Here is a 21442-nt window from a genome sequence, read left to right as displayed (position 1 = left end):
GCGAAAGCCGTCCCTTTTTCGTAAGGAGAGTGTACCTTGAAATGTTCAACTTTTTTTCGATTCTGAAAAACTTTCAAAAAACGCGTCGATGCGCGCGCCGCCCGCTTCGCCGTTGGCCAGCACGAGGCTGCCGCCGTGGCGCTCGCACAGAACGCGGCAGATGTTCAGCCCAAGGCCGAAGTGCGCGGAGTCGTCGCGCCGGTCGCCCCGGTAAAAGGGGCGCGTCGCGTTGCGCAGGGCGTCTTCGGAAAAGCCCGGCCCGTCGTCTCTGAGGCGCAGAAGGAACGTTTCGCTGGCCGCGGCGCACTCCAGGCGCAGCCCGGCGGAGGCGTAGCGAAGGGCGTTGGAGAGCAGGTTGTCGCACACGCGCTGAATGAGCGCGGCATCCAGCGACAGCTCGATTTCGGGATGCGACTCGCTGAGGGTGAGCGCGAGCCCCTTCTCCCGGCAGAGCACTTCGGCCGAGGCGCGAAGCATCCGCGCTATTTCCCCGCAGGTGATTCGCTGCGGGCGCAGCTCGATGTCCTCCAGACGCTGCAGCTCGTTCATGGTGGCGACGTAGCCTTCCAGGCGGCTGATGTGCGCGCTCATGGTGTCCAGCGTGGCGAGCGCCTTTTCGGTCGAGATCCTGCCGCTGGGCATGAACTGGCGCAGCATGTCCGTCTGCCCGCGCAACACGGTGAGCGGCGTGCGCAGGTCGTGCGAAAAGGCCGCGTTCAGACGTTTTCGTTCCTCCATGGAGCGCCACATCGCGCGCTCGTTTTGAAGCAGCGCGGCGCGCATGCGCTCAAAGGCTGCGCAGAGCTGCCCCAGCTCGTCCTTTCGGTCGTACTCGATGTGAAAGTCGAGGTTGTTCTGCTCGATCTGTCTGGAGGCATCCCGCAGCAGGAGCAGAGGCCTGCGCATCCGGCGCTTGTAAAAGGAGAAGCTGCACGCGCCTACAGCGCCCAGCAGGCACAGCGGAATCGTCAGCAGCTGCCCCGCGTGGATGAAGACCAGCAGGAGGCGGTCGCCGGGGGCGAGCTCGACGTTCTGAAGCAGCACGCCGTCCTCCGTAACCTGATACGCGGCGACGTCCGACAGGGAGATGTAAACGTTCCCGTCCACCGGGGGACGGGGGAAAGCGGACTGATAGGCGTTTCGCAGGTTGCTGTACAGGGTGTCGAAGATCCCCAGCAGCATCATGCAGACGAGCGTGCCGGCGGCCAGGTAAAACAGGATGTACGCGGGAAAGGCCTTGCGCATGGCGAGGTTATCGAACCACACGCGCAGACGTCCGCGCTTTGAGCGCCGGCCGCTTCGCTGGGCGGCGCGCCGCTCCTTTTTTGCGCGCCGCTTCTCCTGCTGCCGGGCGCGGCGGCTTGCGCGAGCTGCCCTGCGGGCCTCCTTTCGCTGCCGCCCTTCTATTTTACCCATTTGTAGCCCACTCCCCAGACGGTTTCGATGCGCGCGCTGCACCCCGCCTGCGCGAGCTTTTGACGGAGCCTGCGGATGTGCTCGGGGATGACGCCGCTGTCGCCTTCCGCGTCGTAGCCCCAGACGGCTTCATAGATTCGCTCGCGGTCGAAGACCTGCCCGGCGTTTTCCGTGAGCAGCGCCAGAATGTCAAATTCCTTCTTCGCCAGCGGGATGGGCGCTCCCTTGGCGTAGGCGCAGCGGCTCGCGTAATCGACGGTGAGGTCGCCGTCGAAGCGCACGCGCGTGCTTTGCGCGCGCCGGGCTTCGCGGCGAAGGTGCGCCTTGACCCGCGCCCCGAGCTGCTCGATGCTGAAGGGCTTCACCACGTAGTCGTCGCCGCCTACTCCGAGCCCCCGCAGCATGTCGGATTCCTCCACGCGCGCGGTGACGAAGACGATGGGGCAGGCGACGTGCTCGCGGATGCGCTTGCAGATGGTAAGCCCGTCGATGTCGGGCAGGCCGACGTCCAGCAGGATGAGGTCGGGCCCCTGCTCAGCGCGGCGGAGCGCCTGCTGGCCGCTGCTTGCGGTGACGACGCGATACCCCTCCATTTCAAAGTAATCGCGAAGCATGGACAGGATGTCCGCTTCGTCGTCGACGATGAGCAAGGTCGGCTGCATAAAAATCCCTCCTGCTGACAGCATAGCCCGAAAACATCAAAAAATGTTCAACGAAAGAAAGCCGCTTCGAGCGGCTTTCGGAAGATCGACTTTAGGTTCAGGCCTCGGCGCGCACGAAGCCCTTGCTGCGCCACTTCCCGTTGCGGTAGCACACGAACGTGATGAGCGCGCCCAGCACCCAGGAGATGAGCAGCGAGGCGAAGAGGCTGTCGGGCGAGCCGTTCGGCAGCTCGGGCGTCTTGGTGAGGTTTGCCCAGAGGTAGGCGATCGGCACGCGGATGATGACCGTGGTGATGATGGAAATCCACATCGGCGTCATGGTGTCGCCCGCGCCGCGCATGACGCCGGAGAGCGACTGCGTGACCGCCATCGCGATGTAGCCGACGGCCAGGATGCGCATCATGTGCATGCCGAGGTTGACGACCTCCTCCGTGCCGGTAAAGAGCTGCATCAGGTTCCGCCCAAAGAGCAGGATGCAGGCCGTCAGCACGCAGGAGACGCCGATCGCCATCTTGAGCCCGTCGCGCGTGCCCTCGTCCACGCGGTGCATGAGCCCCGCGCCGACGTTTTGCCCGACGAACGTGGTCATCGCCATGCCGAAGGTGAAGTTGGGCATCATCGCGAAGCCGTCCACACGCATGACGACGATGGAGCTGGCGATGACGCTGGTGCCGAACGTATTGGTGAGCGCCTGCACGACGATTGCCGCCATGGAGAAGATCGCCTGCGTCAGCCCCGAGGGCAGGCCCAACTTGATCGTCCGGCTGGTCATGGCGCGATCCAGGCGCAGGGTCTTTCTGTTCAGGTCGATTTGACTCTTCATCTGGAAGAGGCGAAGGAAGCACAGCAGGGCCGAGATGGCCTGCGCGATGATCGTCGCCCAGGCGACGCCCGCGACGCCCATGCCGAACTGCGCCACGAACAGGATGTCCAGCACGATGTTAAGAAAACACGCGATGAGCAGGAAGAGCAGCGGGGTGAGCGAATCGCCCATGCCGCGCAGCACGCCGGAGAGGATGTTGTAGTAGCCGCACCCCAGAATGCCCAGGAAGATGATCGTCAGATACGAGACCGACATGCCGTAAATCTCGTCCGGCGTGCCCAGCAGCGCCATGAGCGGGCCGGAAATCAGGGGGCCGACCACCATGATGATGATGCCGGACAGCAGCGTGAGCATGATGCACGTGCCGATGGTGCGGGAAAGCTCGTCCCGCTGCTTGGCGCCGAAATACTGCGATACCATGATGCCCGCGCCCGTGGAGATGCCCATGAAGAGCAGCAGCAGCAGGTTGAGCACCGGGCCGCTCGCGCCGACCGCGGCGAGCGCGCTGTCGCCTACGTAGCGGCCGACGACGATGGAATCGACGGTGTTGTAAAGCTGCTGAGCGAGATTGCCCACGAGGAGCGGCGTCGAGAACATGACCAGGTTCTTCCATGGGCTGCCGACCGTCATGTCCTGCGCGCCGAAAAGCGCCTTGAGTTTGCCTGCCATAATGAATGACTCCTTATAACCGTAATGCTCTTATTGTATCATAGATGACCTTCGCTGAAAAGACGAACAATAAAATGAATGATGCGAAATATATTTCTAATTGGGGCCGATTTGCCCCTGGCGGGGCATGATGACATCCTGAAAATGACAAAAATGCCCGCCGCGTAAGCGTTCGCGGCGGGCGTATCAATGTGGATGCATTATTCCGTGAACCCCGGCAGGCCCTCGATCGCGTAGGCGCGCACGGGGCAGGAATCGAGCCCCTTGATGGGCAGCGGCGCGTAGGAGAAGAAGAAGACGTCGCTGGTGAGCTCGTCCAGGTTTTTGAGCACCTCGAGGAACACGCAGTCGACCTCCATCAGCACGTCGTGGAACGCGCAGACATCCTCGTAGCAGTTCTCGATGGAGACGCCGTCGCCAAAGCCTACGCACTTGACGCCCATCTTCTTGAACCACTCCGCGCTCTCCCTGTTGATGAACAGGCGCTTGTCGTCCGGCGAATTGGTGCCGGGCGTAAACGGGGGATAGGGGTGATTGGAGTCGAGGATGACGATGTCGCCCTCACGCACCCGGCCGCGGCTGATGCGGTCGAGGTCGGCGGCGCCAATGTGCGCGTTGGGGGCCAGATCCTCGAACTTGAGGTATACGCAGCGGCCCATGAACGTCGTCAGCGGAAGCTGCTGCACGTCGTGCCAGTCGTCGCTGTGATGATACGGGCACTCGACGTGCGTGCCCAGATGGCTGGTGAGATCCATGATGGTGTGAAAGTCCGGAATCGGGCCGCCCGTGTTGAAGCGGTACATATGGCAGCGGCGGGACTCGGTCTTCGGATCGAGCGTCTTGGTCAGATCGACCACGCGCAGGGAACCCAGCTGATATACGCTCACGTCAATCACTCCTGACAGATTCTTTTGGAAGTATCCACCTGTAGTATATACGCGCCGGGCGTGCGGTGTCAAGCGCAGAAAGCGCCGGAGGAAGCGGCGGTGCCGCACCCTCCGGCGCGATAAAAGGTGGTTTATTGCGCGGCCATCTTCTGTGTCTTGTCCCAGCCGGTGACGATCGCCTTCTGCATGCTGACGGCCCAGTCGCCGATCTCCTCCGCCGCGGACATGGAGAGCGGGAAGTGCACGCAGATATGACCGTTGAAGTTGTTCTGCGTGTTGTGCTGCGTGCCGTGAGCGACGGTGTAAGTCGCGGCGATGTAGGTGTTGCCGTCCGGGAAGGTCACCCACACGGGCTTGATCGTCCACTTGCTGAGGCCCAGAAACGCCTTGTACATGTTGTTCGTGTCGTCGGCGGTGACGGGCTCCGTGTCGCAGTGCTTGTCCTTGGACATGACGGACAGGTTCCAGCTGTAGCCGGTCGAGAAGTCGTAGACCGTCATGATGGTGCCGTTCGGGTACTTGCCGCGCATCGTGTACCAGTTGACGTTCTGCACCTTGGCGGCCGTGCCCGCGTTCGGGCTCGTGGTCGAAGACGAGCCGGAGGACGAACCGCCCGAACCGGACGACGAGGCGCCGTTCAGCAGGGAGAGCGTCTTCTTGCCGGCAATGCCGTCGGCGCTCAGGCCGTTCTTGCGCTGAAAGCTCATGACCGCCTGGGCGGTGAGGCTGCCGAAGTTGCCGGTGAGGTCGCCGGAGTAATAGCCCTGCTCCTTCAGCTTCTTCTGCAGCGAAAGCACGTCATCGCCCTTGCTGCCCATCTTGAGCACTGCCGACGTGGGCAGGGTGGCCGATTCGGACGAGCTGGAGGAGGATCCGCCGGACCCGGACGAGGAATTATTCAGCAGCGCGAGCGTCTTTTTCCCGGCGACGCCGTCGGCGCTCAGGCCGTTCTTGCGTTGAAAGTCCATGACCGCCTGCGCGGTGAGGCTGCCGAAATTGCCGGTGACGCTGCCCTTGTAGTACCCCAGATCCTTGAGCTTCGTCTGAAGCTGGCGGACGTCGTCGCCCTTGCTGCCTTCCTTGAGCAGGCTGGACGAAGAGCTGGCGGACGGGGAGGACGTTGAAGAAGAGGACGAGGAGGACGAAGTTTTGCCCTCAAAGAGCATCTCCTGTGTGGACTGACCGGCGATGCCGTCCGCGTCGAGCCCCTTGTCCTTTTGAAAGGCGATGACGGCAGATTCGGTCAGTTCTCCGTAGTGCCCGGAGATGCGGCCCGTGTAGTACCCCAAATCCTTGAGGCGCTGCTGCAAATCCGCTACCTCCGTGCTTTCCTTGCCCAGCTTCAAATTTTTATAGTCCTTGGCCAATGCGGCGCAGGGCGCCAGAAGCATCGCCGTGCAGACACCGGCTGCGCAGGCGCGGCGCAGCGAAAAAAGCATATTCTGCTTCAAGTCCATCTCTCCTTTGCATAACTCTGTGACTATTTTATGACATCCGTTTTCGGATGTCAATGAAGAATTTAACAAAATCGAAATATTTTTGAAATAAATACGATATAAACCAGAAAACCAAAATATATTTCAAAAAACGGCCTTTTTCGCTTGACACAGACAGGGAAAGCATATATAATATCATCCGTTGCCAAGCTATGTGCTTGCACGTTATGCGCCATTAGCTCAGTTGGTAGAGCACCTGACTCTTAATCAGGGTGTCCCGGGTTCGAGTCCCTGATGGCGCACCAGATGCATAGAATCCGAACTCGTCAAGGCAGGTTGAACTGTTGTGACGGATTCGGATTTGTTTTATGTAAGGGAAAATATCTTATGCTTTTAGGAGATGACGGAAACGGCATCTCCTTTTTGCTTGCCTTTTTGCCGTACATTAAATGAAAGAATTGTACGGCGAAAAGCGGGAGTTGAGAAAATTTGCCTGTCCGCTTTGCGGGAGGCGGTTCACGGATGGCGCATCCGCCGGAGCTGGTTTTTTACCGCTTTGTGAACGCCGTCCTTTGCTCATTCCGCTACGTCCTGCTCGCTTACATAGGCGATCAGCGGAAAGTCCGCGCCCTCCCCGATGCGCACCGGCCGCCAGCCGTCCTCCGGGGGGCCGGCCAGGAGCGCGTCCCCGTTTGCGAGCGCCTGCGCGCCCTCGGGCAGCGTTTCGACGGCGGGCCATTCCTCGCCCGGCCCCGTGCGCAGCTTCGTCTCGCGCACGGCGCGCACGGGCAGGCGCAGGCTCTGCGCGTAGACGCGAAGGTCCACGTCCGTCCAGGGGCGTGCGGAACGGGACACGTAGACGATCGAGCCGGTCATGGAGGCCGCGTAGTCTTGCTCCGTCGTTTGCAGGAGCGGCAGCTGTGCGTAGGCGGGCAGCACGATGAGCGGCGAACCGGCCTCGCCGGGGGCTGCGTAGACGGGCGTTTCCACGCGCAGCACGAGCACCGTGGGCGCTGTGGCCTGCGCGGAGGCTGTAAGCTGCGGCAGCGCGGTGGGCGAGGGGGAGGAAACGGCCTGCGGGGCTTTGGGATTCGGGACGAAGCCCGAGACGTTCCCCGCGCTCACGTGCAGCCAGTCCCTGGACATGCCCAGCACGACGCCCTGATCTTCGGCTTCAAGCTCCAGCAGCGCCGGCGCGCCGGCGCTTCGCGCGCTCAGCAGCGTCCAGGCCGTGCCGGGCGCGTAGACGGGTAAGGCGGAGGTCTCCGAAGCATCCCCGTCGAACGCGAGAAAGGATACCATCATGTAGCCGTGCATCTCCCCCGCGCCCTCCCCAACGCGAACCTCGGCCCATTCCTCCGAGGGGGAGCTGAGGACCGCGACCTGAACGCCGGTGTAGTATTGCATCAGCACTTCGGCCTCCGCCGAGGGAGCGGCGCGCAGGTTGAGGCGGGACGTGGCGCTCGGGTTACGCACGAACGCGGTGGCGGGTTCCTCTGCCTGAGCGAAGGGGGAGAGGGAGAGAGCCAGAAACAAGAGACATGGGAGCAGACGGAGCCGGACGGGACGCATGGCGATTCCTCCTTTGGTCGATAGGCATTGCGAAAAGTGCTTGCAAGTCATTGTACCCGGGATGGGATACGCTATACACCGGCGCGCGGGTGAATAGGAAGAAACCGCCGCGTCATACTAATCCCATCTCAAAAAGGAGGGGAATCTTTATGGAAGACAGGCGTTTTACCATTCCGCGCGATCTTTATTTCGGCCGGGGGGCGCTAGGCCGGCTCCGCGAGCTCGACGGCAGGCGGGCGATGCTCGTCGCGGACCGGGCCATGCGGCAAAACGGCTTTGCGCAGCGGGCGGAGGAGCTGCTTCGAGAGGCCGGGCTGGAGGTGCGGCGATTTGAGGAGGCGGAGCCCGACCCCTCGGTCGAGACGGTGATGAAGGGGGCGAAGGCCCTTGCCGCGTTTGAGCCCGATTGGATCGTGGCCGTCGGGGGAGGCTCCGTCATCGACGCGGCCAAGGCGATGTGGGTTTTTTACGAGCATCCGGACCTGCGCTTCGACGAGGCGAAGAAGCCCTTTGAACTGCCCGCGCTGCGGAAAAAGGCGCGCCTGGCGGCGGCGGCCTCCACCTCCGGCACGGCGACGGAGGTGACGCCCTTTGCGGTCATCACGGACGGAAGCACGCACGTGAAGTATCCGCTGGCGGATTACGGCCTGACGCCGGACGTCGCGATCGTCGATCCCGACCTCGCGATGTCGATGCCCCGGGAGCTCGTGGCCTGCACGGGCATGGACGCGCTGACGCACGCGATCGAGGCCTACGTCAGCACAGCGGCCAGCGCGTTTACCGACCCTATGGCGCTCGCGGCCATCGAGAAGGTGATGGACAACCTGCTTTCTTCCTATAAAGAGGAGGACGAGCGCGCGCGGGAGCAGATGCACTACGCGCAGTGCCTGGCGGGCATCGCCTTCTCCAACGCGCTGCTGGGCATCACGCATTCCCTTGCGCACAAGACGGGCGCGCTGTTCGGTATCCCGCACGGCATGGCGAACGCCATCTACCTGCCTTACGTCATCCGCTTCAATCAAGGGGCCTGCGCCGGGCGCTATGCGCAGATTGCGCGCCGCCTGGGGCTCAAGGGCGACACGGACGAGCGGCTGACGGATTCGCTGTGCGAGGCGGTGGCGGCTTACAGCAACGTGCTCGACCTGCCCAGCTCCCTTCAGGCGGCGGGCGTGGAGGAAAAGAAGTTCACGGAATCGCTGGACAGCATCGCGCGCCTCGCGGCGGAGGACGCCTGCACCGCGTCGAACCCGCGCAGGGCGGACGCGCGCGACCTGCGGGAAATCCTGCGTCAGGCCTATTATGGCGCGCGTGCGGGCAAAGACGCATAAAAATTGGACAGGGGGGTCTGCTTGACATTTCTCCTGCAAGGCATTAAGATTAAACCTGCAATTATATTTTGATGCCGTTGCATTGGAGGAATTTCATGTATCCGATTCGCAGGGCCGAAAAGCTGGCGGACAAGATCTACCTCATGGATGTGGAAGCGCCGCGCGTGGCGCAGAACTGTCAGCCGGGGCAATTTTTGATCGTCAAGATCGACGCGAAGGGCGAGCGCATTCCGCTGACCGTTTGCGATTACGACAGGGAGAAGGGGCTCGTCACCATCGTGTTTCAGACCGTGGGCGCTTCCACGGAGCGCATGGCGGAGATGGGCGTGGGCGATGCTTTTGACACGGTCGTGGGCCCGCTCGGGCGCCCGAGCGAGTTGACGCTGGAGGACGAGGAGAGCCTGAAAAAGAAGAGCATTCTCTTCGTGGCGGGCGGCGTGGGCGCGGCCCCGGTGTATCCGCAGGTCAAGTGGCTGCGCGAGCGCGGCATCGCCGCGGACGTGGTCGTCGGCGGGCGCAGCGAGGATCTTCTCATTTTAATGGACGAGATGAGATCCGTCGCCGGGAACGTATACGCCGCGACCAACGACGGCTCGGCGGGCATGAAGGGCCTCGTTACGGACGTGGTGCGCGACCTGGTGGAAAATCAGGGCAGGCGCTACGACCTTTGCGTGGCCATCGGCCCCATGATCATGATGAAGTTCTGCGCCGAGCTCACCCGTGAGCTCGGCATCAAGACGGTCGTGTCGCTCAACCCCATCATGGTGGACGGCACCGGCATGTGCGGCGCCTGCCGCGTGAGCGTGGGCGGCGAGACGAAGTTCGCCTGCGTGGACGGGCCGGAGTTTGACGGGCATCTCGTCGACTACGACGAGGCCATGAAGCGCCAGCAGATGTACAAGACGGAGGAAGGACGCGCGCTGCTGCGGCTGCGCGAAGGAAAGACGCATCACGGCGGGTGCGGGCATTGCGGAGGTGACGACTGATGGCTAAGACGAGAGTGCCGGTGCGCGAACAGGCGCCCGAGGTGCGCGCGCGCAACTTTGAAGAGGTCTGTCTCGGTTACGACGAGGCGGAGGCCGTGGCGGAGGCGCAGCGCTGCCTCGGCTGCAAGAAGCCCCAGTGCGTCGGCGGCTGCCCGGTCGGCATCGATATCCCCGGCTTTATCGCGCGCCTGAAGGAAGGCGACGCGGAGGGGGCCAGCCGGGTTCTCGCGCGGGATTCCGCGCTCCCCGCCGTCTGCGGACGCGTCTGCCCGCAGGAAACCCAATGCGAGGGCAAGTGCATACTGGGCGTCAAGGGAGAACCGGTCGCCATTGGCAAACTGGAGCGCTACGCTGCGGATACGGCGCGCCGGATGGGCGTCCGCCCTGAGGCGCCCGCCGCGAAGAACGGCAAGCGCGTGGCCGTCATCGGCGCGGGCCCGGCGGGGCTCACCTGCGCAGGCGACCTCGCCAAGCTGGGCTACGAGGTCAAGATCTTCGAGGCGCTGCACCAGGCGGGCGGCGTCCTGGTCTACGGCATTCCGGAGTTTCGCCTGCCCAAGGCGGAGGTCGTCGCGGCGGAGGTCGAGAACGTCCGCCGTCTGGGCGTGGAGATCGAGACGAACGTCATCATCGGCCGCTCCGTGACCATCGACCAGCTCATCGAGGACGAGGGCTTTGACGCGGTCTTCATCGGCTCCGGCGCGGGCCTGCCCAAGTTCATGGGCATCCCGGGGGAGAACGGCAGCGGCGTGTTTTCCGCCAACGAATACCTGACGCGCGCCAACCTGATGAAGGCGTTCGAGGAGGACACCGATACGCCCATCATCACGGGCAAGCGCGTGGCGGTCGTAGGCGGCGGCAACGTGGCGATGGACGCGGCGCGCACGGCCCTGCGGCTCGGCGCGCAGACGCACATCGTGTACCGCCGCAGCGAAAAGGAGCTGCCCGCGCGCGCGGAGGAGGTCCATCACGCCAAGGAAGAGGGCATTCTGTTCGACCTGCTCACCAATCCCCGCGAAATCCTGCTGGACGAAAACGGCTGGGTGAAGGGCATGGTCTGCGTCAAGATGGGCCTGGGCGAGCCGGACGCTTCCGGACGCCGCCGCCCGGTGGAAATCGAGGGCAGCGAATTCGTCATGGAGGTAGACACGGTCATCATGGCGCTGGGTACGTCGCCCAACCCGCTCATCGCCTCGACGACGGAGGGGCTGGAGACGAATCGGTGGCGCTGCATCGTCGCGGACGAGGAAAACGGAAAGACCACCAAGGAGGGCGTCTACGCGGGCGGCGACGCCGTGACGGGCGCGGCGACGGTCATCCTCGCCATGGGCGCGGGCAAGGCGGCCGCGAAGGGGATTCACGAATACCTGAGCGGCAAATAAGGCGCAAAAGGGCCCGCCGGACGGCGGGCCTCAGACCGTTGACAAAGTATCGTCTTATAAAAGGGGATGCATGAAGGGGAGGCTTCCCCTTCATGTGGAATCGTATCGACCGGCTTTGCCGGTCGGTCGGGCCTCGCGCACTTTGATGAAGGCAAAGGCTCCCTTCCTGCACCTACTTATATGACGATACCTTGTCGATCATCTGGAACCGGCATCGCGCAGCGATGCCGGTCTTCTTTTTGCCCGGACGCATCGGGCGGCTGTACGGCTTATGCGCCTGTCTAGCAGAGGGATTCGAGAGTCTGCCGGTCCGGGATGGCGTTTTGGACGCCCTTCCACATGACGCTGTAGCCCGCTGCGGCGTTGGCGTAACGGATGGCGCTGTCCATGTCCTTGCCTTCCGTAAGCAGGACGGCGAGGCAGCTGATGAAGACGTCGCTCGCGCCGGTGGAATCGATGCAGCGGACGGAGGCGGCCGGGTAGGCTTTGGACTGGCCGCCGTGCACCCACAGGCAGCCCTTTGCTCCCCGGGTGACGATCACGTGCTGAACGCCCAGCGCGAGGAGCGCGCGAGCCTTCTTCTCCACGTCGCCCGTGCCGGGGAGAAGGATGTCGAGCTCGTTTTCGTTGGGCACGAGGATGTCGGCCAGCCCCATCACCTCCCGCATAAAGCGCGGCGTCGGGGTCAGGTTGGGCTTGAAGATCGAGCAGACGCCGCAGCGCCGGCAGAGGCCCAAGAGATAGGCGAGCGCCTCCTCGTCCACTTCGCCCTCCATCAGGCAATAGCTGCTCTTCGCGATCAGCGGTTCGTAACGGGCGATATATTCGCGGTCCAGGCAGCAGTTGGCGCCGGCGTTCCCGATCGTGGTGCTGGAACCGTCCGGGATGATGTTGATGTAGGCAGTGCCGGTCGGGTGGTGTTCGTCGAACGTCACGGCCTGCATGTCCACGCCGCCGCGCATGAGCTGCGCGTAGATCTGCTTGCCGTACAGGTCGTTGCCCAGCACGCCGATCATGACTGCGGAAGCGCCCAGCGTCACGGCGCCCATCGCCTGATTTCCTCCCTTGCCGCCGGGCAGGCAGTTCATATGGGTGGCGGTCAGCGCGTTGCCCAACGCGGGGTGATAGGGGATTTCGAGGTTGACGTCCATGTTCAGCCAGCCGACGACGGCAATTTTGCTTGGCTCCGGATGAAGCTCCCGCTCCACGCTGCGGCGGCTGATGAGGTGCGCGTTCAGGGGCGGAAGGGGCTCCGCCGCCTGGCCGGCCTTGGGCCTTAGCTGGGCCATGAGCGCCTGAAAGCAGCTTTCCGCGAGCTCTTTGGGGTCAAAGCCGCAGGTCGTAAGCGGGGGAGTGAGCAGGGGCGTGTAGGGCGAATCCTCCAACGAGATCACGGCGACGTCGTCGGGGACGCGCAGGTGCTGCTTGGACAAAAAGGCGTACACCGCCCGGGCGCAGGCCATGTCCTGACAGACGATCCCGTTGACGCCGAGGCCGAGCAGCATGTTCGCGGACTGATCGAAGAAGCTGTCCAGGGAAACGACGAGGCTTTTGTCGTATTCGTATCCCGAATCGAGCAGGGCGCGCCGGTATCCGCCCGTGAGCTGCTCTAAGACGAAGGTCGGGCCCGGATGCAGGATCAGGGCGATATGCCGGCCACCGGACTGGACGAGCAGCTGCACCGCCTGCGCGGCGGCCTTTGCGTGGAGCCGCGACACGCGCGTGTGCAGGGGCGTGTCGCCCTCGCCGTCGATCAGCACGACGGAAGAGGGCCTTTCGGGGTGCGTAAGAAGATGACGGCAGGCCTCCTCGCCGGAGGGATACAGGAGGATACCGGCCGCCTGCCGTTCGCAGAAGCTGTCTATGGCCGCGCGCTCGGCCTCCGGGTCAAACCCCGTAAGCGCGAGGGACAGCGCATATTCCGTGGACTGGAATAGGCGGGAAACATGCGCGTAAAAGGCGCAGAGAAAGGGCGTCTCAAGGCTGGGCAAGATCAGCGAGACGATGCCGCTCTGTTGGGCGAGACGGTGGCGAATCTTAGAATAGGGAACGTAGTTCATCTCCTGAACGACCTGCAGCACGCGGTTTCTGGTGTCTTCCCCCACGCCCTCTTCCTTGCCGTTGAGCACCTTGGAGACGGTCGCGATGGAGACGCCCGCGGCCCTGGCGATATCCTTGATGGTCATATGCATCCCCCGGTAAATCATGATAAATATCATTTTAGAGGAAAAGGTTGCAGATTGCAATAGCGTGCACAAATGGGAAAAATATTTTAGGAAAATGATTTTTATCTATTGACACTGTATAACTCCTGTGGTACAGTGTGCACAAGAAAAACATTTTAAGAAAAAGGTTTACAATCCTTGGCAGGAAAAGAAGAGAGGTCTTTCACGGCATGCAGAATGTGATCATCGATACCGATATCGGCGACGACATCGACGACGCCTACGCACTTGCCTACGCGCTGGCGGAACCCGGGCTGAACGTGCTGGGCGTTACGACGGCGTTTCGCAATACGCGTCTTCGCAGCCAGCTGGTGTTACAGCTTTTGCGCGCGTATGGCAGGCTGGATGTTCCGGTGGCGGAGGGAATCAGGCAGCCGCTGAACACCCCGGCGGACGTAGAGGACATCCCGGCGCACTGGGACGAGGGGGTGAACCCGGTTGAACCCAACTGCAGCATGGACGCCGTGCGCTTTATCATCGAAACGGCGCGGCGGCACCCGGACACGGCGATCCTCGCGATCGCCCCGCTGACCAACATCGCCTGCGCCGTCAGGATCGCGCCCGACGTGATGCGCGGCGTGCCGCTGTATGTGATGTGCGGCATGTATTCCGCACACTATCCCGAGTGGAACGTGTGCTGCGACCCGGAAGCGGCGGACATCGTGTTCAGAAGCTACGAGAAGGTCACGATGGTGGGCCTGGACGTGACGCTGAAGTGCCGGATGACGCCGGAGGAGGTGGAGGCGATGCAAGCCGTAGACGACGAACGGGTCCGGCTGCTGAGCCGCTGGACGAGGAAGTGGATGGAGCGCTCGCACCACATGCCGATCCTGCACGACCCGCTTACAGCCGCGGCGATCGCCCATCCGGAGCTGATCGAATTTGAGCCCATGCAGCTGCGCGTAGAGCGCTCAGGGGAGTTTTCGCGCGGCGTTACCGCCCGCAGGGTGGACGCGTTTTGGGGAAGCGAGCCGCCGGCCAACGCCGCAGTGGCGGCAAAGGTGGACTGCGAGCGGTTTAAGGATTTGTTTTTTGCCAGGGTGTTTCCGCAGCTAAAGGCATGAGGCTGGGAATGCGCTGGAAGAAAAAAAGAAGACCTGAAAGACGAAAGGAGATTTCCACATGAAGACGATGAGACATGGGTTGGCCCTGATCCTGGCGGCGGCGATGTGCCTGACATCCGCTCTGGCGCTGGCGGACGACGCGGCGGAGATCGAGTTTTTCTCGCGCAAGAGCGAGACCGTAGACCTGTTCAACGAGATTTTCGCGATGTACGAGGAAGGAAATCCGGGCGTAAAGGTTACGCAGACGCAGGTGCCTGACGCGGCGACCGTCCTGTACTCCCGCATGGCTTCCGGCGACCTGCCGGACATCCTGGGCGTGTATCCGAACGAATCGGACTTCCGCCTGCAGGCGGCTGAGGGCTACTACATGGATCTGACGGGCAGCGAGTATCTCAAGAACATCAACGAAAGCTTTCTGTCCGGCATCGAGGTCGACGGCAAAAGCTACAGCATTCCCATGACTGTCAACGGCTGGGGCATCTTTTACAACAAGACGAAGTTTGACGAGCTGGGCCTGAAGGCGCCGGCCACCTGGGACGAACTGAAGGCGCTGTGCGAGGCGATCAAGGCGGCGGGCTATATTCCCATGGCCACCAGCTTTAAGGAAGGCTGGACCGTCGGCCACCTTGCGGAGAACATCCTCCTCAACCTGGAGGGCGCGGAGGCGGCGAATGCGCTCTTCGCAGACAGCGGCGTGAAGATGGAAGATTCCGCCCTGTTTCAGAAGATGGTCGATTGGCTCGACTTCTTTGAGGACAATTCGCAGCCGGACTCGATCAGCACCGACTACAGCACGGCCGTCGCGCTGTTCAGCCGCGGTGAAGCGCTCATGCTCCCGCAGGGCATCTGGGCGCTTGCCGTGACCGAGCAGGCGGGCATGCAGGACGAGATTGCCATGTTCCCGATGCCCAACGACGAAGGCAACGGCATGATCCAGTACGGCATCGACCTCGCCTTTTCCATCGCGGCGGACACCCAGAATTCGGAACAGGTGCAGGACTTCGTCGCCTACCTGACTTCCACCGAGACGGCGCAGTACTTTGCCGACCGTGAAAAGTCCCCCTCCACCATCAACGGCGTCAAGGCGGTTTCCCCGCAGATCGAGGGCGTGACCAGCCTGCTTTACGAAGAGGGCCGCAGCGAACCGTGGCTGCACTTCAACTGGGCCTCCGGCGTGGACGGAGAATGGCAGCAGGAGCTCGCGTCATATTTCGTGCTGCACGACCGTGCGTCGCTCAACGAGAACCTCGACGAGATCTTCGGAAAGTAATGAACTGGCCGGACCGCCGGAGAAATGGCATCGCCGTTTCGAGGGCGGTTCGGCCCTGAATTACCCACGAAAGGCTGTGAATGCATGCAAAAACGCAACAGGATCGTCTACTTTCTGATGAGCCTTCCGGCCGCCGCGCTGTATGCCGTCTTCTTCATCATGCCGCTCATAAGCGGCATGGCATACAGCCTCCTCGACTGGAACGGCATCAGCAGAGACAAAAACTTTATCGGCCTTGCGAATTATGCGTCCCTGTTCTCCGACCGCAAGATCGCCCGCACCGCCTCGTTTACGGTGGAATACACGATCGTCATGCTGATCGGCGTGCTGGTGCTGGGCCTGGCGATCGCGCTGATGCTCAACACCGTCATTCGCGGCCGCGGCTTTTACAGGACGATGTACTTCCTGCCGGCCGTGCTCAGCACGGTGACCGTGGCGCTGATCTGGAATCAGCTGTTTACCAACGCGCTTCCGCAGATCGGAAAGCAGATCGGCTCCAAGGTGCTGTCCAGCAGCGTGCTGGGCAATGTGCACCTCGCCTTCTGGGCGGTCGTCTTTACGGCGCTTTGGCAGGGCCTTTCGACGAACATCCTGCTCTTTCTGTCGGCCCTTCAAAATGTGCCGCAGGATTTGATCGAATCAGCCTGGCTGGACGGCGCAAACAGCTGGCAGACGTTTCTGCACATCAAGGTGCCTTTTTTGATCCCCACCTTGAACATCGTCACGATCATGACCATCAAGGGCGGGCTGATGGCCTTTGACAACATCTACGCCCTGACCGGCGGCGGACCGGCCCGAACCACGGAATCCGTCGGCATGCTCATCTACAACTACGCCTTTAAAGAGCTCAAGTTCAGCTATTCCAACGCGCTTTCCATCGCGGTATTTGCCGTCATCCTCATCTTTACCGTGGTGCAGCTTGGCGTCAGCAGGAGATTCGAGGTGAAACAGGATGGCTAAATCCGGCAAACGTCTTTCGAGGGTCTTGGCCTATGCCGTGCTCACCGCCGGTCTGCTCGTCATCTGCATTCCTTTTTATCTCGCCGTGCTGACGGCGTTCAAGCCGACGGCGGAGAGCATGAACGACTTTTTCGCGCTGCCCAGTTCCCTGTATCTGGACAACTTCAAGACGGTCATCGCCAAGAACAACTTCATCCAGTACTTTCAAAACTCCGTGCTGATCCTGGTCGCGTCCGTTGCGGGCATCCTGGCCGTCGTGCCGATGACCGCCTATGCGATTCACAAGAACATCGGCCGCCTCTACTATAAGGTGTTCAACGCGCTGTTGGTGGCGGGCATCCTGATTCCCTTCCAGGTGTTCATGCTGCCCATGACGCAGCAGATGAGCGCGATGAACCTGATGCATCAGGGCGGCCTCATCGTGCTGTACATCACCTATTCCCTGACGCAGGGCGTATTCCTGTATCAGGGTTACCTGCGCACGGTGATCCCAGGGGAGGTCGAAGAGGCGGCGCGGATCGACGGAAGCGGCATCCTGACCACCTACACGCGCATCATCTTTCCCATGATGAAGCCGATGACGGGCACGATCATCATCCTCAACTCGCTCTGGATCTGGAACGACTTTCTCATGCCCCTGCTGGTGCTCAACAGATCCAATGCTTATTGGACGCTGCCGCTCTTTCAGTACAACTTCAAATCCCAATACGCCTTTGAATTCAACCTCGCGTTCGCAACGTTCGTCCTTTCCATCGCACCGATCATCGTCATTTATGCCTGCTTTCAAAAGCACATCATCGCGGGCCTCACGAGCGGCGCGATCAAGTGCTGATACGAGGCCCAAAACACGGAGCATCTGCCCGCCGGACGGACAAATGCCCCGTGTTTTTTTATTTGCTAAAAGAGGCGGCGCGCGCCATCGGCGCGAGGGACAGCGCGCGCTTTTTCAAACGACGCACCACGCGAGCGCATGATAGCCCGCGGGCAGCGCGTAACGCTTTTCGGGCATGCCGAAGACCCAGCGGAAATTCGGGTCGCTCTCCTTGCGCAGGACGGCGAAGTGCAGCATCACAATCCCCGCGTTCAGCCGCTCGTCCAGGCAGGCGGTCTCCTCGCTCTGATGGACGACCAGGACGACCTGTCCGCCGTCTACGATGAACTGAACGGGCTGTCTGTTGAAATACGAGGGCGCACGGCTTGCGGCGTACAGCGCGGGCCAGAGGGAATCCGAGGCGAGCTCGAACGGATTGGGACGCTGTCCCCACTCGCCGAGGTGCACCATGTCCTCGACCGTAAGCTTGGGCGCGGAATAGCCGCTCTCCCGCCGCACCTCCACGTCGGATAGCGTCTTCATGTCGATGCGGACGCTTTCCCGGATTGGGGCGGCGTATCCAAAGGCGATCATGCCCGCCGCCTGCAAGGGCGAATCGATTTTCAGCGCCGCCTTGACCGCGTCCGCACTGCCGAACGTGATCCAGCAGGAGGCGAGGCCGAGTTCTGTGAGCTTGAGGACGATGTCCTCGCCCACATAGCCCGCGTTTTCGATGTAGTGCTCCTTTTCCTCGGAAAGCAGCAGCAGGTAGGCCGGGGCGGCGATCATGAAACCCTTGTACCCGGCGGCGCCGCTCAGCGCCTGCGCAGCCTCCTTCTCCAGCAAACGCGCTTCCCACTTGATTTCGGGCAGAAGGCGGTGGCACTTGGGAAGAAACGAACGAATTTCCTCCAGAACGGCGGCGGGAATGGCCTTGTCCTTATAATTCCGAATGGATTTGCGGCGGTCGATGCAAGCTGTGTAGTCCATATTTTGCTCCTTTCTTTGGCCGGTCAACTGTGCGCGGACAAAGTTAAAAATGGATAACTTCTGGCTTGATTTTACCATTCATTCATATCGATGTCAACGCGACAAATATGATGGATTTTTTGTGAAAAGTTTCATTATCGTTGTAAAATCAAATAATAAATTACTTTATGTGCGAGATTGTGAAAATTTCCTTCAAAATAAAATAAAAAAGGCGCTCTTTTAGGGCGCCTGAATCGAGATCTTCTCGCCGCAGGAGAGGTAATGCATGCGTTCGTTGACCCGGCTGAGCGCGTCAAAGGCGCGCTGGCCGGTGCAGTGGCAGGTGTAGAACTCGGCCCCGTCATCGCGAAGGGCGCGGGCGATCTCGTCGAGCAGGGGCTTGGGCGCCGTCCGCCGGTCGATGGGGTTGTACAGGTGATAGCCCCCGACGCAGACGGCGGGCCGCAACGGGCATGCGGCCAGGATGTTGAGGATGCCGGCATGGCCGCAGCCGGTGATGAGCACTTCCCGCTCGCCGTGAATCAGCAGGTTTTGTTCGTGCTGAAAGTCGTCGCGGCCGCTCTGCGTAAACAGCATGCGGTTGGCGGGCGAAGGGCAGCGCGACAGGTCCCGCACGGTGAAGAGGGTCAGCTCTCCGTCGATGGAGAAATTTCCTTCTAAAGGGACGAGCTGGGGATGTCCGAGGAGCGCCGGATCGATGCCCGCCTCGCGGCGGAAGCACAGGACGCGGATGTAATGGGGGTCAAATGCGCTACGCTGCACGTAAACCCGGGCGTCGCGGTTCAGCCGCAGGAAGGCCGCCAAAGCGCCGCCGTGGTCGCCATGGCCGTGAGAGAGGACGACCGTATCGACCGCCCGAAGGTCTATGCCGAGCGCCCGGGCGTTTTCAAACAGGGTTCCGTCCGGGCCGAGGTCGAAGAGGATTTTGTGGTGCGCAGTCTCGATATAAAGGGACAGTCCGTGCACGGCCTTGAGGCCGCTGCGCGACTGATTTTCCACCAGCGCCGTGATGTTCATCTTTTGTCCTCCTGAAGGCCGCCCGCGTTTGCGCCAAAGCGGCCCGTCAGCACGCAAAGGTCGAGGGTGATCTGAGAAATGCCGCAAAGGGCGGCTTTGTCCGCCTTTTTTCCGAAGGTGAGCGGGGTCATGCGAAAGAAGGGCGCGCGCATGCCTTCGTCCAATTTGCGCACGTACCGCACGGGCGTATTGGTCACGTCATCCATATGTGCATGAAAATAGGCGATTACGTCGTTATTATCATAGGGGGGCTGATGCACGGCCTCCCGAATCTCGCGCAGGTAATCGCATCCCGGGACGACCTTGACGATAAGCCCGCCGGGGCGCAGCACGCGGCGAAACTCACCGTAGCTGGCGGGCGTCAGCACGTCGAGCAGGACGTCCAGGCTGCCGTCCGCGAAGGGGAGACGGGTAAGGTCCGCGACGCACCAGCAGACGGGCTCGGGGCGCTGCGCCGCGAGGACGACGGCATCGCGGCACAGGTCGATCGCAAACACCTGGTCTTCCCCTTCCGCGAGCGCCGCGGCGTAATAGCCCTCGCCGCAGCCGGCATCCAGCAGGGAAACCGGGCGGCCCAGTCTGCGGCACTCGGCCCGAACGGCTTCCCTCAGCGTCTCCAGCAGGGGCTCGTAAAAACCCGCTTCCAGCACGGCGCGGCGGGAGAGAAAGAGCGCCCTGTCGTAGTGGGGGAGCGTACCCGCCTGCGCAAGGTTGACGTACCCCCTGCGCGAAATATCAAAGCAATGCCCCCGCGCGCAGCGAATGGAGGAGCCCTCCGGCGGCAGGAGGCGTCCGCGGCAGACGGGGCAGGAAAGCGGCGCGCTTTGCGCGGCAAGCAGCGATTTGAAGCGATCCATCCGGGAGAGAAGGGGCAAATCGGACATGTACAGTCCTCCTTATCGGGCGCCATATAAGCCTATTATTGCGGACAAGCCGGTTTCTGTCAAGCAGTCATATCCTGAAACCTCCGCGCATAAAAAAAGGGAGGTATGCGGCGGTTTTTTGGGAGCACGGGATGAAATTCTTCACACCAACGCTACAATCTGCACATCAGACAGTCACTTTTCCAGGGTACACTATCTTTTAGAAAGAGGTTACAGGAGAGGCGGCGTAAAGCGCATACGATTCAAACCAGTCAGAGGTGAAAGACATGGATGCTCATTTACATCAAGCGGCTACGCGAATGCGGCTCGTGCCGGCCGGTACACAGGATGAACGGATCAGCCCGACGGCCTACCTGCGCATGCAGCACCTGTACGGCGCGGCGCTGGAGGAAATGAACATGCGCGTATCGGTTCTTCGGCGCGAGATGGCGCTTAAGAGCCGCCGGAGCCCCATCCATCACGTACAGACGAGGATCAAGACCTATTCCAGCATCTGCGAAAAGCTGACGCGCAAGGGTTACGACGTGAGCTGCGAGAACGCGAGCGCGCACCTGTACGACATCGCGGGCATGCGCATCGTCTGCCCGACGGTGCAGGACGTCTACGCGGTGGCGCGCATGCTGCGCTCGCTGCAGGGAATGTACGTGGTGCGCGAACGGGACTACATTCATAAACCCAAGGAAAACGGATACCGCAGCCTGCACATCGTGCTGAACGTGCCGGTCTGCCTGATCGAAGGCACGCGCTACGTGCCGGTGGAGGTGCAGGTGCGAACCCTCGCGATGGACGTGTGGGCGAGCATGGAGCACGACCTTTGCTACAAGCGGGAGAGCGAATGCGCGCCGAAGGCGCTTCGGGAAATGCAGAAATTATCCCGCCGCATGGCGGAGGTGGACGCGCGGCTGTCGGCCCTGCAAAAAGAGGCGGAGCTTTCTTAAAAAATTCACAGCGAGAGCACAAGACATGACAAGAAAAGACCAATGAAAGCATGTCTTTTAGATGGCACTTCTGTTATGATATCCCCGTATCCATCGGGAGAATCATAAGAGAGGTGCCATCT

General features: G+C 61.7%; 18 protein-coding genes and 1 tRNA gene. 9 read left to right on the top strand and 10 right to left on the bottom strand.

Annotated features, from left to right (window positions below; translation table 11 throughout):
- Positions 1-45 precede the first annotated feature (45 nt).
- The 5 genes from C1725_RS15120 to C1725_RS15100 all read right to left on the bottom strand — a co-directional run bounded on the left by C1725_RS15120 (position 46) and on the right by C1725_RS15100 (position 5908).
- The gene (locus tag C1725_RS15120) at positions 46-1416 is read right to left on the bottom strand and encodes an ATP-binding protein (RefSeq protein WP_102412395.1); all 1371 of its coding nucleotides are present in this window, start codon (positions 1414-1416) and stop codon (positions 46-48) included.
- Positions 1404-2078, bottom strand: a complete 675-nt coding sequence (locus C1725_RS15115; RefSeq protein ID WP_102413362.1) for a response regulator — start codon at positions 2076-2078, stop codon at positions 1404-1406. Before C1725_RS15115 ends, C1725_RS15120 begins: the two co-directional genes overlap by 13 nt.
- A 97-nt stretch (positions 2079-2175) precedes the next feature.
- A complete protein-coding gene (locus C1725_RS15110) occupies positions 2176-3570 on the bottom strand; it encodes an MATE family efflux transporter (RefSeq protein ID WP_102412394.1) in 1395 nt (464 codons plus the stop codon).
- A gap of 200 nt (positions 3571-3770) precedes the next feature.
- On the bottom strand, positions 3771-4457 hold the full coding sequence (locus C1725_RS15105) for a cyclase family protein (RefSeq protein WP_102412393.1): 687 nt from the start codon (positions 4455-4457) through the stop codon (positions 3771-3773).
- Between the two features lie 131 nt (positions 4458-4588).
- On the bottom strand, positions 4589-5908 hold the full coding sequence (locus tag C1725_RS15100; RefSeq protein ID WP_346026711.1) for a peptidoglycan-binding domain-containing protein: 1320 nt from the start codon (positions 5906-5908) through the stop codon (positions 4589-4591).
- Between the two features lie 214 nt (positions 5909-6122).
- Here C1725_RS15100 and C1725_RS15095 point away from each other — a divergent pair.
- Positions 6123-6198, top strand: a tRNA-Lys gene (locus C1725_RS15095).
- A 271-nt stretch (positions 6199-6469) separates the two neighbouring features.
- Here the strand turns inward: C1725_RS15095 and C1725_RS15090 are convergent.
- On the bottom strand, positions 6470-7465 hold the full coding sequence (locus tag C1725_RS15090; RefSeq protein ID WP_102412391.1) for an SH3 domain-containing protein: 996 nt from the start codon (positions 7463-7465) through the stop codon (positions 6470-6472).
- A gap of 149 nt (positions 7466-7614) precedes the next feature.
- Between C1725_RS15090 and C1725_RS15085 the strand changes: the two genes are divergently transcribed.
- From C1725_RS15085 to gltA, 3 genes are all read left to right on the top strand, one after another.
- A complete protein-coding gene (locus tag C1725_RS15085; protein WP_102412390.1) occupies positions 7615-8793 on the top strand; it encodes an iron-containing alcohol dehydrogenase in 1179 nt (392 codons plus the stop codon).
- Positions 8794-8888: 95 nt separating this feature from the next.
- Complete coding sequence (locus C1725_RS15080) at positions 8889-9779, top strand: sulfide/dihydroorotate dehydrogenase-like FAD/NAD-binding protein (RefSeq protein ID WP_102412389.1); 891 nt, start codon at positions 8889-8891, stop codon at positions 9777-9779.
- The gene (gene gltA / locus C1725_RS15075) at positions 9779-11161 is read left to right on the top strand and encodes an NADPH-dependent glutamate synthase (protein ID WP_102412388.1); all 1383 of its coding nucleotides are present in this window, start codon (positions 9779-9781) and stop codon (positions 11159-11161) included. The genes C1725_RS15080 and gltA overlap by 1 nt, the downstream gene beginning before the upstream one ends.
- A gap of 281 nt (positions 11162-11442) precedes the next feature.
- On the opposite strand, the gene C1725_RS15070 is transcribed toward gltA, so the two are convergent.
- Complete coding sequence (locus C1725_RS15070) at positions 11443-13347, bottom strand: PfkB family carbohydrate kinase (RefSeq protein WP_346026710.1); 1905 nt, start codon at positions 13345-13347, stop codon at positions 11443-11445.
- 209 nt (positions 13348-13556) lie between these two features.
- On the opposite strand from C1725_RS15070, the gene C1725_RS15065 reads away from it, so the two are divergent.
- From C1725_RS15065 to C1725_RS15050, 4 genes are all read left to right on the top strand, one after another.
- Positions 13557-14450: a nucleoside hydrolase gene (locus tag C1725_RS15065; RefSeq protein WP_102412386.1), complete on the top strand. Its 894-nt coding sequence runs from the start codon at positions 13557-13559 to the stop codon at positions 14448-14450.
- Positions 14451-14508: 58 nt separating this feature from the next.
- A complete protein-coding gene (locus C1725_RS15060) occupies positions 14509-15720 on the top strand; it encodes an extracellular solute-binding protein (RefSeq protein WP_102412385.1) in 1212 nt (403 codons plus the stop codon).
- Positions 15721-15804: 84 nt separating this feature from the next.
- Positions 15805-16680, top strand: a complete 876-nt coding sequence (locus tag C1725_RS15055) for a carbohydrate ABC transporter permease (RefSeq protein WP_346026709.1) — start codon at positions 15805-15807, stop codon at positions 16678-16680.
- Positions 16673-17512 carry an ABC transporter permease subunit gene (locus C1725_RS15050; RefSeq protein WP_102412383.1) on the top strand — a complete coding sequence of 280 codons (840 nt, stop codon included), beginning with the start codon at positions 16673-16675 and terminating at the stop codon, positions 17510-17512. Before C1725_RS15055 ends, C1725_RS15050 begins: the two co-directional genes overlap by 8 nt.
- A 114-nt stretch (positions 17513-17626) precedes the next feature.
- On the opposite strand, the gene C1725_RS15045 is transcribed toward C1725_RS15050, so the two are convergent.
- The 3 genes from C1725_RS15045 to C1725_RS15035 all read right to left on the bottom strand — a co-directional run bounded on the left by C1725_RS15045 (position 17627) and on the right by C1725_RS15035 (position 20382).
- Positions 17627-18481: a nitroreductase family protein gene (locus C1725_RS15045; protein ID WP_346026708.1), complete on the bottom strand. Its 855-nt coding sequence runs from the start codon at positions 18479-18481 to the stop codon at positions 17627-17629.
- A gap of 219 nt (positions 18482-18700) precedes the next feature.
- Positions 18701-19498 (bottom strand): MBL fold metallo-hydrolase, encoded by a 798-nt coding sequence (locus C1725_RS15040; protein ID WP_102412381.1) that lies wholly within the window; start codon positions 19496-19498, stop codon positions 18701-18703.
- Positions 19495-20382 (bottom strand): methyltransferase domain-containing protein, encoded by an 888-nt coding sequence (locus tag C1725_RS15035; RefSeq protein ID WP_102412380.1) that lies wholly within the window; start codon positions 20380-20382, stop codon positions 19495-19497. The genes C1725_RS15040 and C1725_RS15035 overlap by 4 nt, the downstream gene beginning before the upstream one ends.
- Positions 20383-20681: 299 nt before the next feature.
- Here C1725_RS15035 and C1725_RS15030 point away from each other — a divergent pair, with 299 nt between their 5' ends.
- Positions 20682-21320 (top strand): GTP pyrophosphokinase, encoded by a 639-nt coding sequence (locus C1725_RS15030; protein ID WP_346026707.1) that lies wholly within the window; start codon positions 20682-20684, stop codon positions 21318-21320.
- Positions 21321-21442 lie beyond the last annotated feature (122 nt).

The organism is Beduinella massiliensis (genome assembly GCF_900199405.1).
Lineage (GTDB): Bacteria > Bacillota > Clostridia > Christensenellales > Aristaeellaceae > Beduinella > Beduinella massiliensis.
The sequence above is the reverse complement of the archived record's forward strand: the minus strand, read 5'-3'. Positions and strand labels throughout refer to the sequence as shown.

What these genes read in the sequence shown, in the direction of transcription:
- C1725_RS15035 (WP_102412380.1), bottom strand. Translation starts at nt 20,382, where the DNA reads ATGTCCGATTTGCCCCTTCTCTCCCGGATGGATCGCTTCAAATCGCTG.
- C1725_RS15055 (WP_346026709.1), top strand. Translation starts at nt 15,805, where the DNA reads ATGCAAAAACGCAACAGGATCGTCTACTTTCTGATGAGCCTTCCGGCC.
- C1725_RS15080 (WP_102412389.1), top strand. Translation starts at nt 8,889, where the DNA reads ATGTATCCGATTCGCAGGGCCGAAAAGCTGGCGGACAAGATCTACCTC.
- C1725_RS15120 (WP_102412395.1), bottom strand. Translation starts at nt 1,416, where the DNA reads ATGGGTAAAATAGAAGGGCGGCAGCGAAAGGAGGCCCGCAGGGCAGCT.
- gltA (WP_102412388.1), top strand. Translation starts at nt 9,779, where the DNA reads ATGGCTAAGACGAGAGTGCCGGTGCGCGAACAGGCGCCCGAGGTGCGC.
- C1725_RS15110 (WP_102412394.1), bottom strand. Translation starts at nt 3,570, where the DNA reads ATGGCAGGCAAACTCAAGGCGCTTTTCGGCGCGCAGGACATGACGGTC.
- C1725_RS15090 (WP_102412391.1), bottom strand. Translation starts at nt 7,465, where the DNA reads ATGCGTCCCGTCCGGCTCCGTCTGCTCCCATGTCTCTTGTTTCTGGCT.
- C1725_RS15070 (WP_346026710.1), bottom strand. Translation starts at nt 13,347, where the DNA reads ATGACCATCAAGGATATCGCCAGGGCCGCGGGCGTCTCCATCGCGACC.
- C1725_RS15115 (WP_102413362.1), bottom strand. Translation starts at nt 2,078, where the DNA reads ATGCAGCCGACCTTGCTCATCGTCGACGACGAAGCGGACATCCTGTCC.
- C1725_RS15085 (WP_102412390.1), top strand. Translation starts at nt 7,615, where the DNA reads ATGGAAGACAGGCGTTTTACCATTCCGCGCGATCTTTATTTCGGCCGG.
- C1725_RS15065 (WP_102412386.1), top strand. Translation starts at nt 13,557, where the DNA reads ATGCAGAATGTGATCATCGATACCGATATCGGCGACGACATCGACGAC.
- C1725_RS15050 (WP_102412383.1), top strand. Translation starts at nt 16,673, where the DNA reads ATGGCTAAATCCGGCAAACGTCTTTCGAGGGTCTTGGCCTATGCCGTG.
- C1725_RS15060 (WP_102412385.1), top strand. Translation starts at nt 14,509, where the DNA reads ATGAAGACGATGAGACATGGGTTGGCCCTGATCCTGGCGGCGGCGATG.
- C1725_RS15030 (WP_346026707.1), top strand. Translation starts at nt 20,682, where the DNA reads ATGCGGCTCGTGCCGGCCGGTACACAGGATGAACGGATCAGCCCGACG.
- C1725_RS15045 (WP_346026708.1), bottom strand. Translation starts at nt 18,481, where the DNA reads ATGGACTACACAGCTTGCATCGACCGCCGCAAATCCATTCGGAATTAT.
- C1725_RS15040 (WP_102412381.1), bottom strand. Translation starts at nt 19,498, where the DNA reads ATGAACATCACGGCGCTGGTGGAAAATCAGTCGCGCAGCGGCCTCAAG.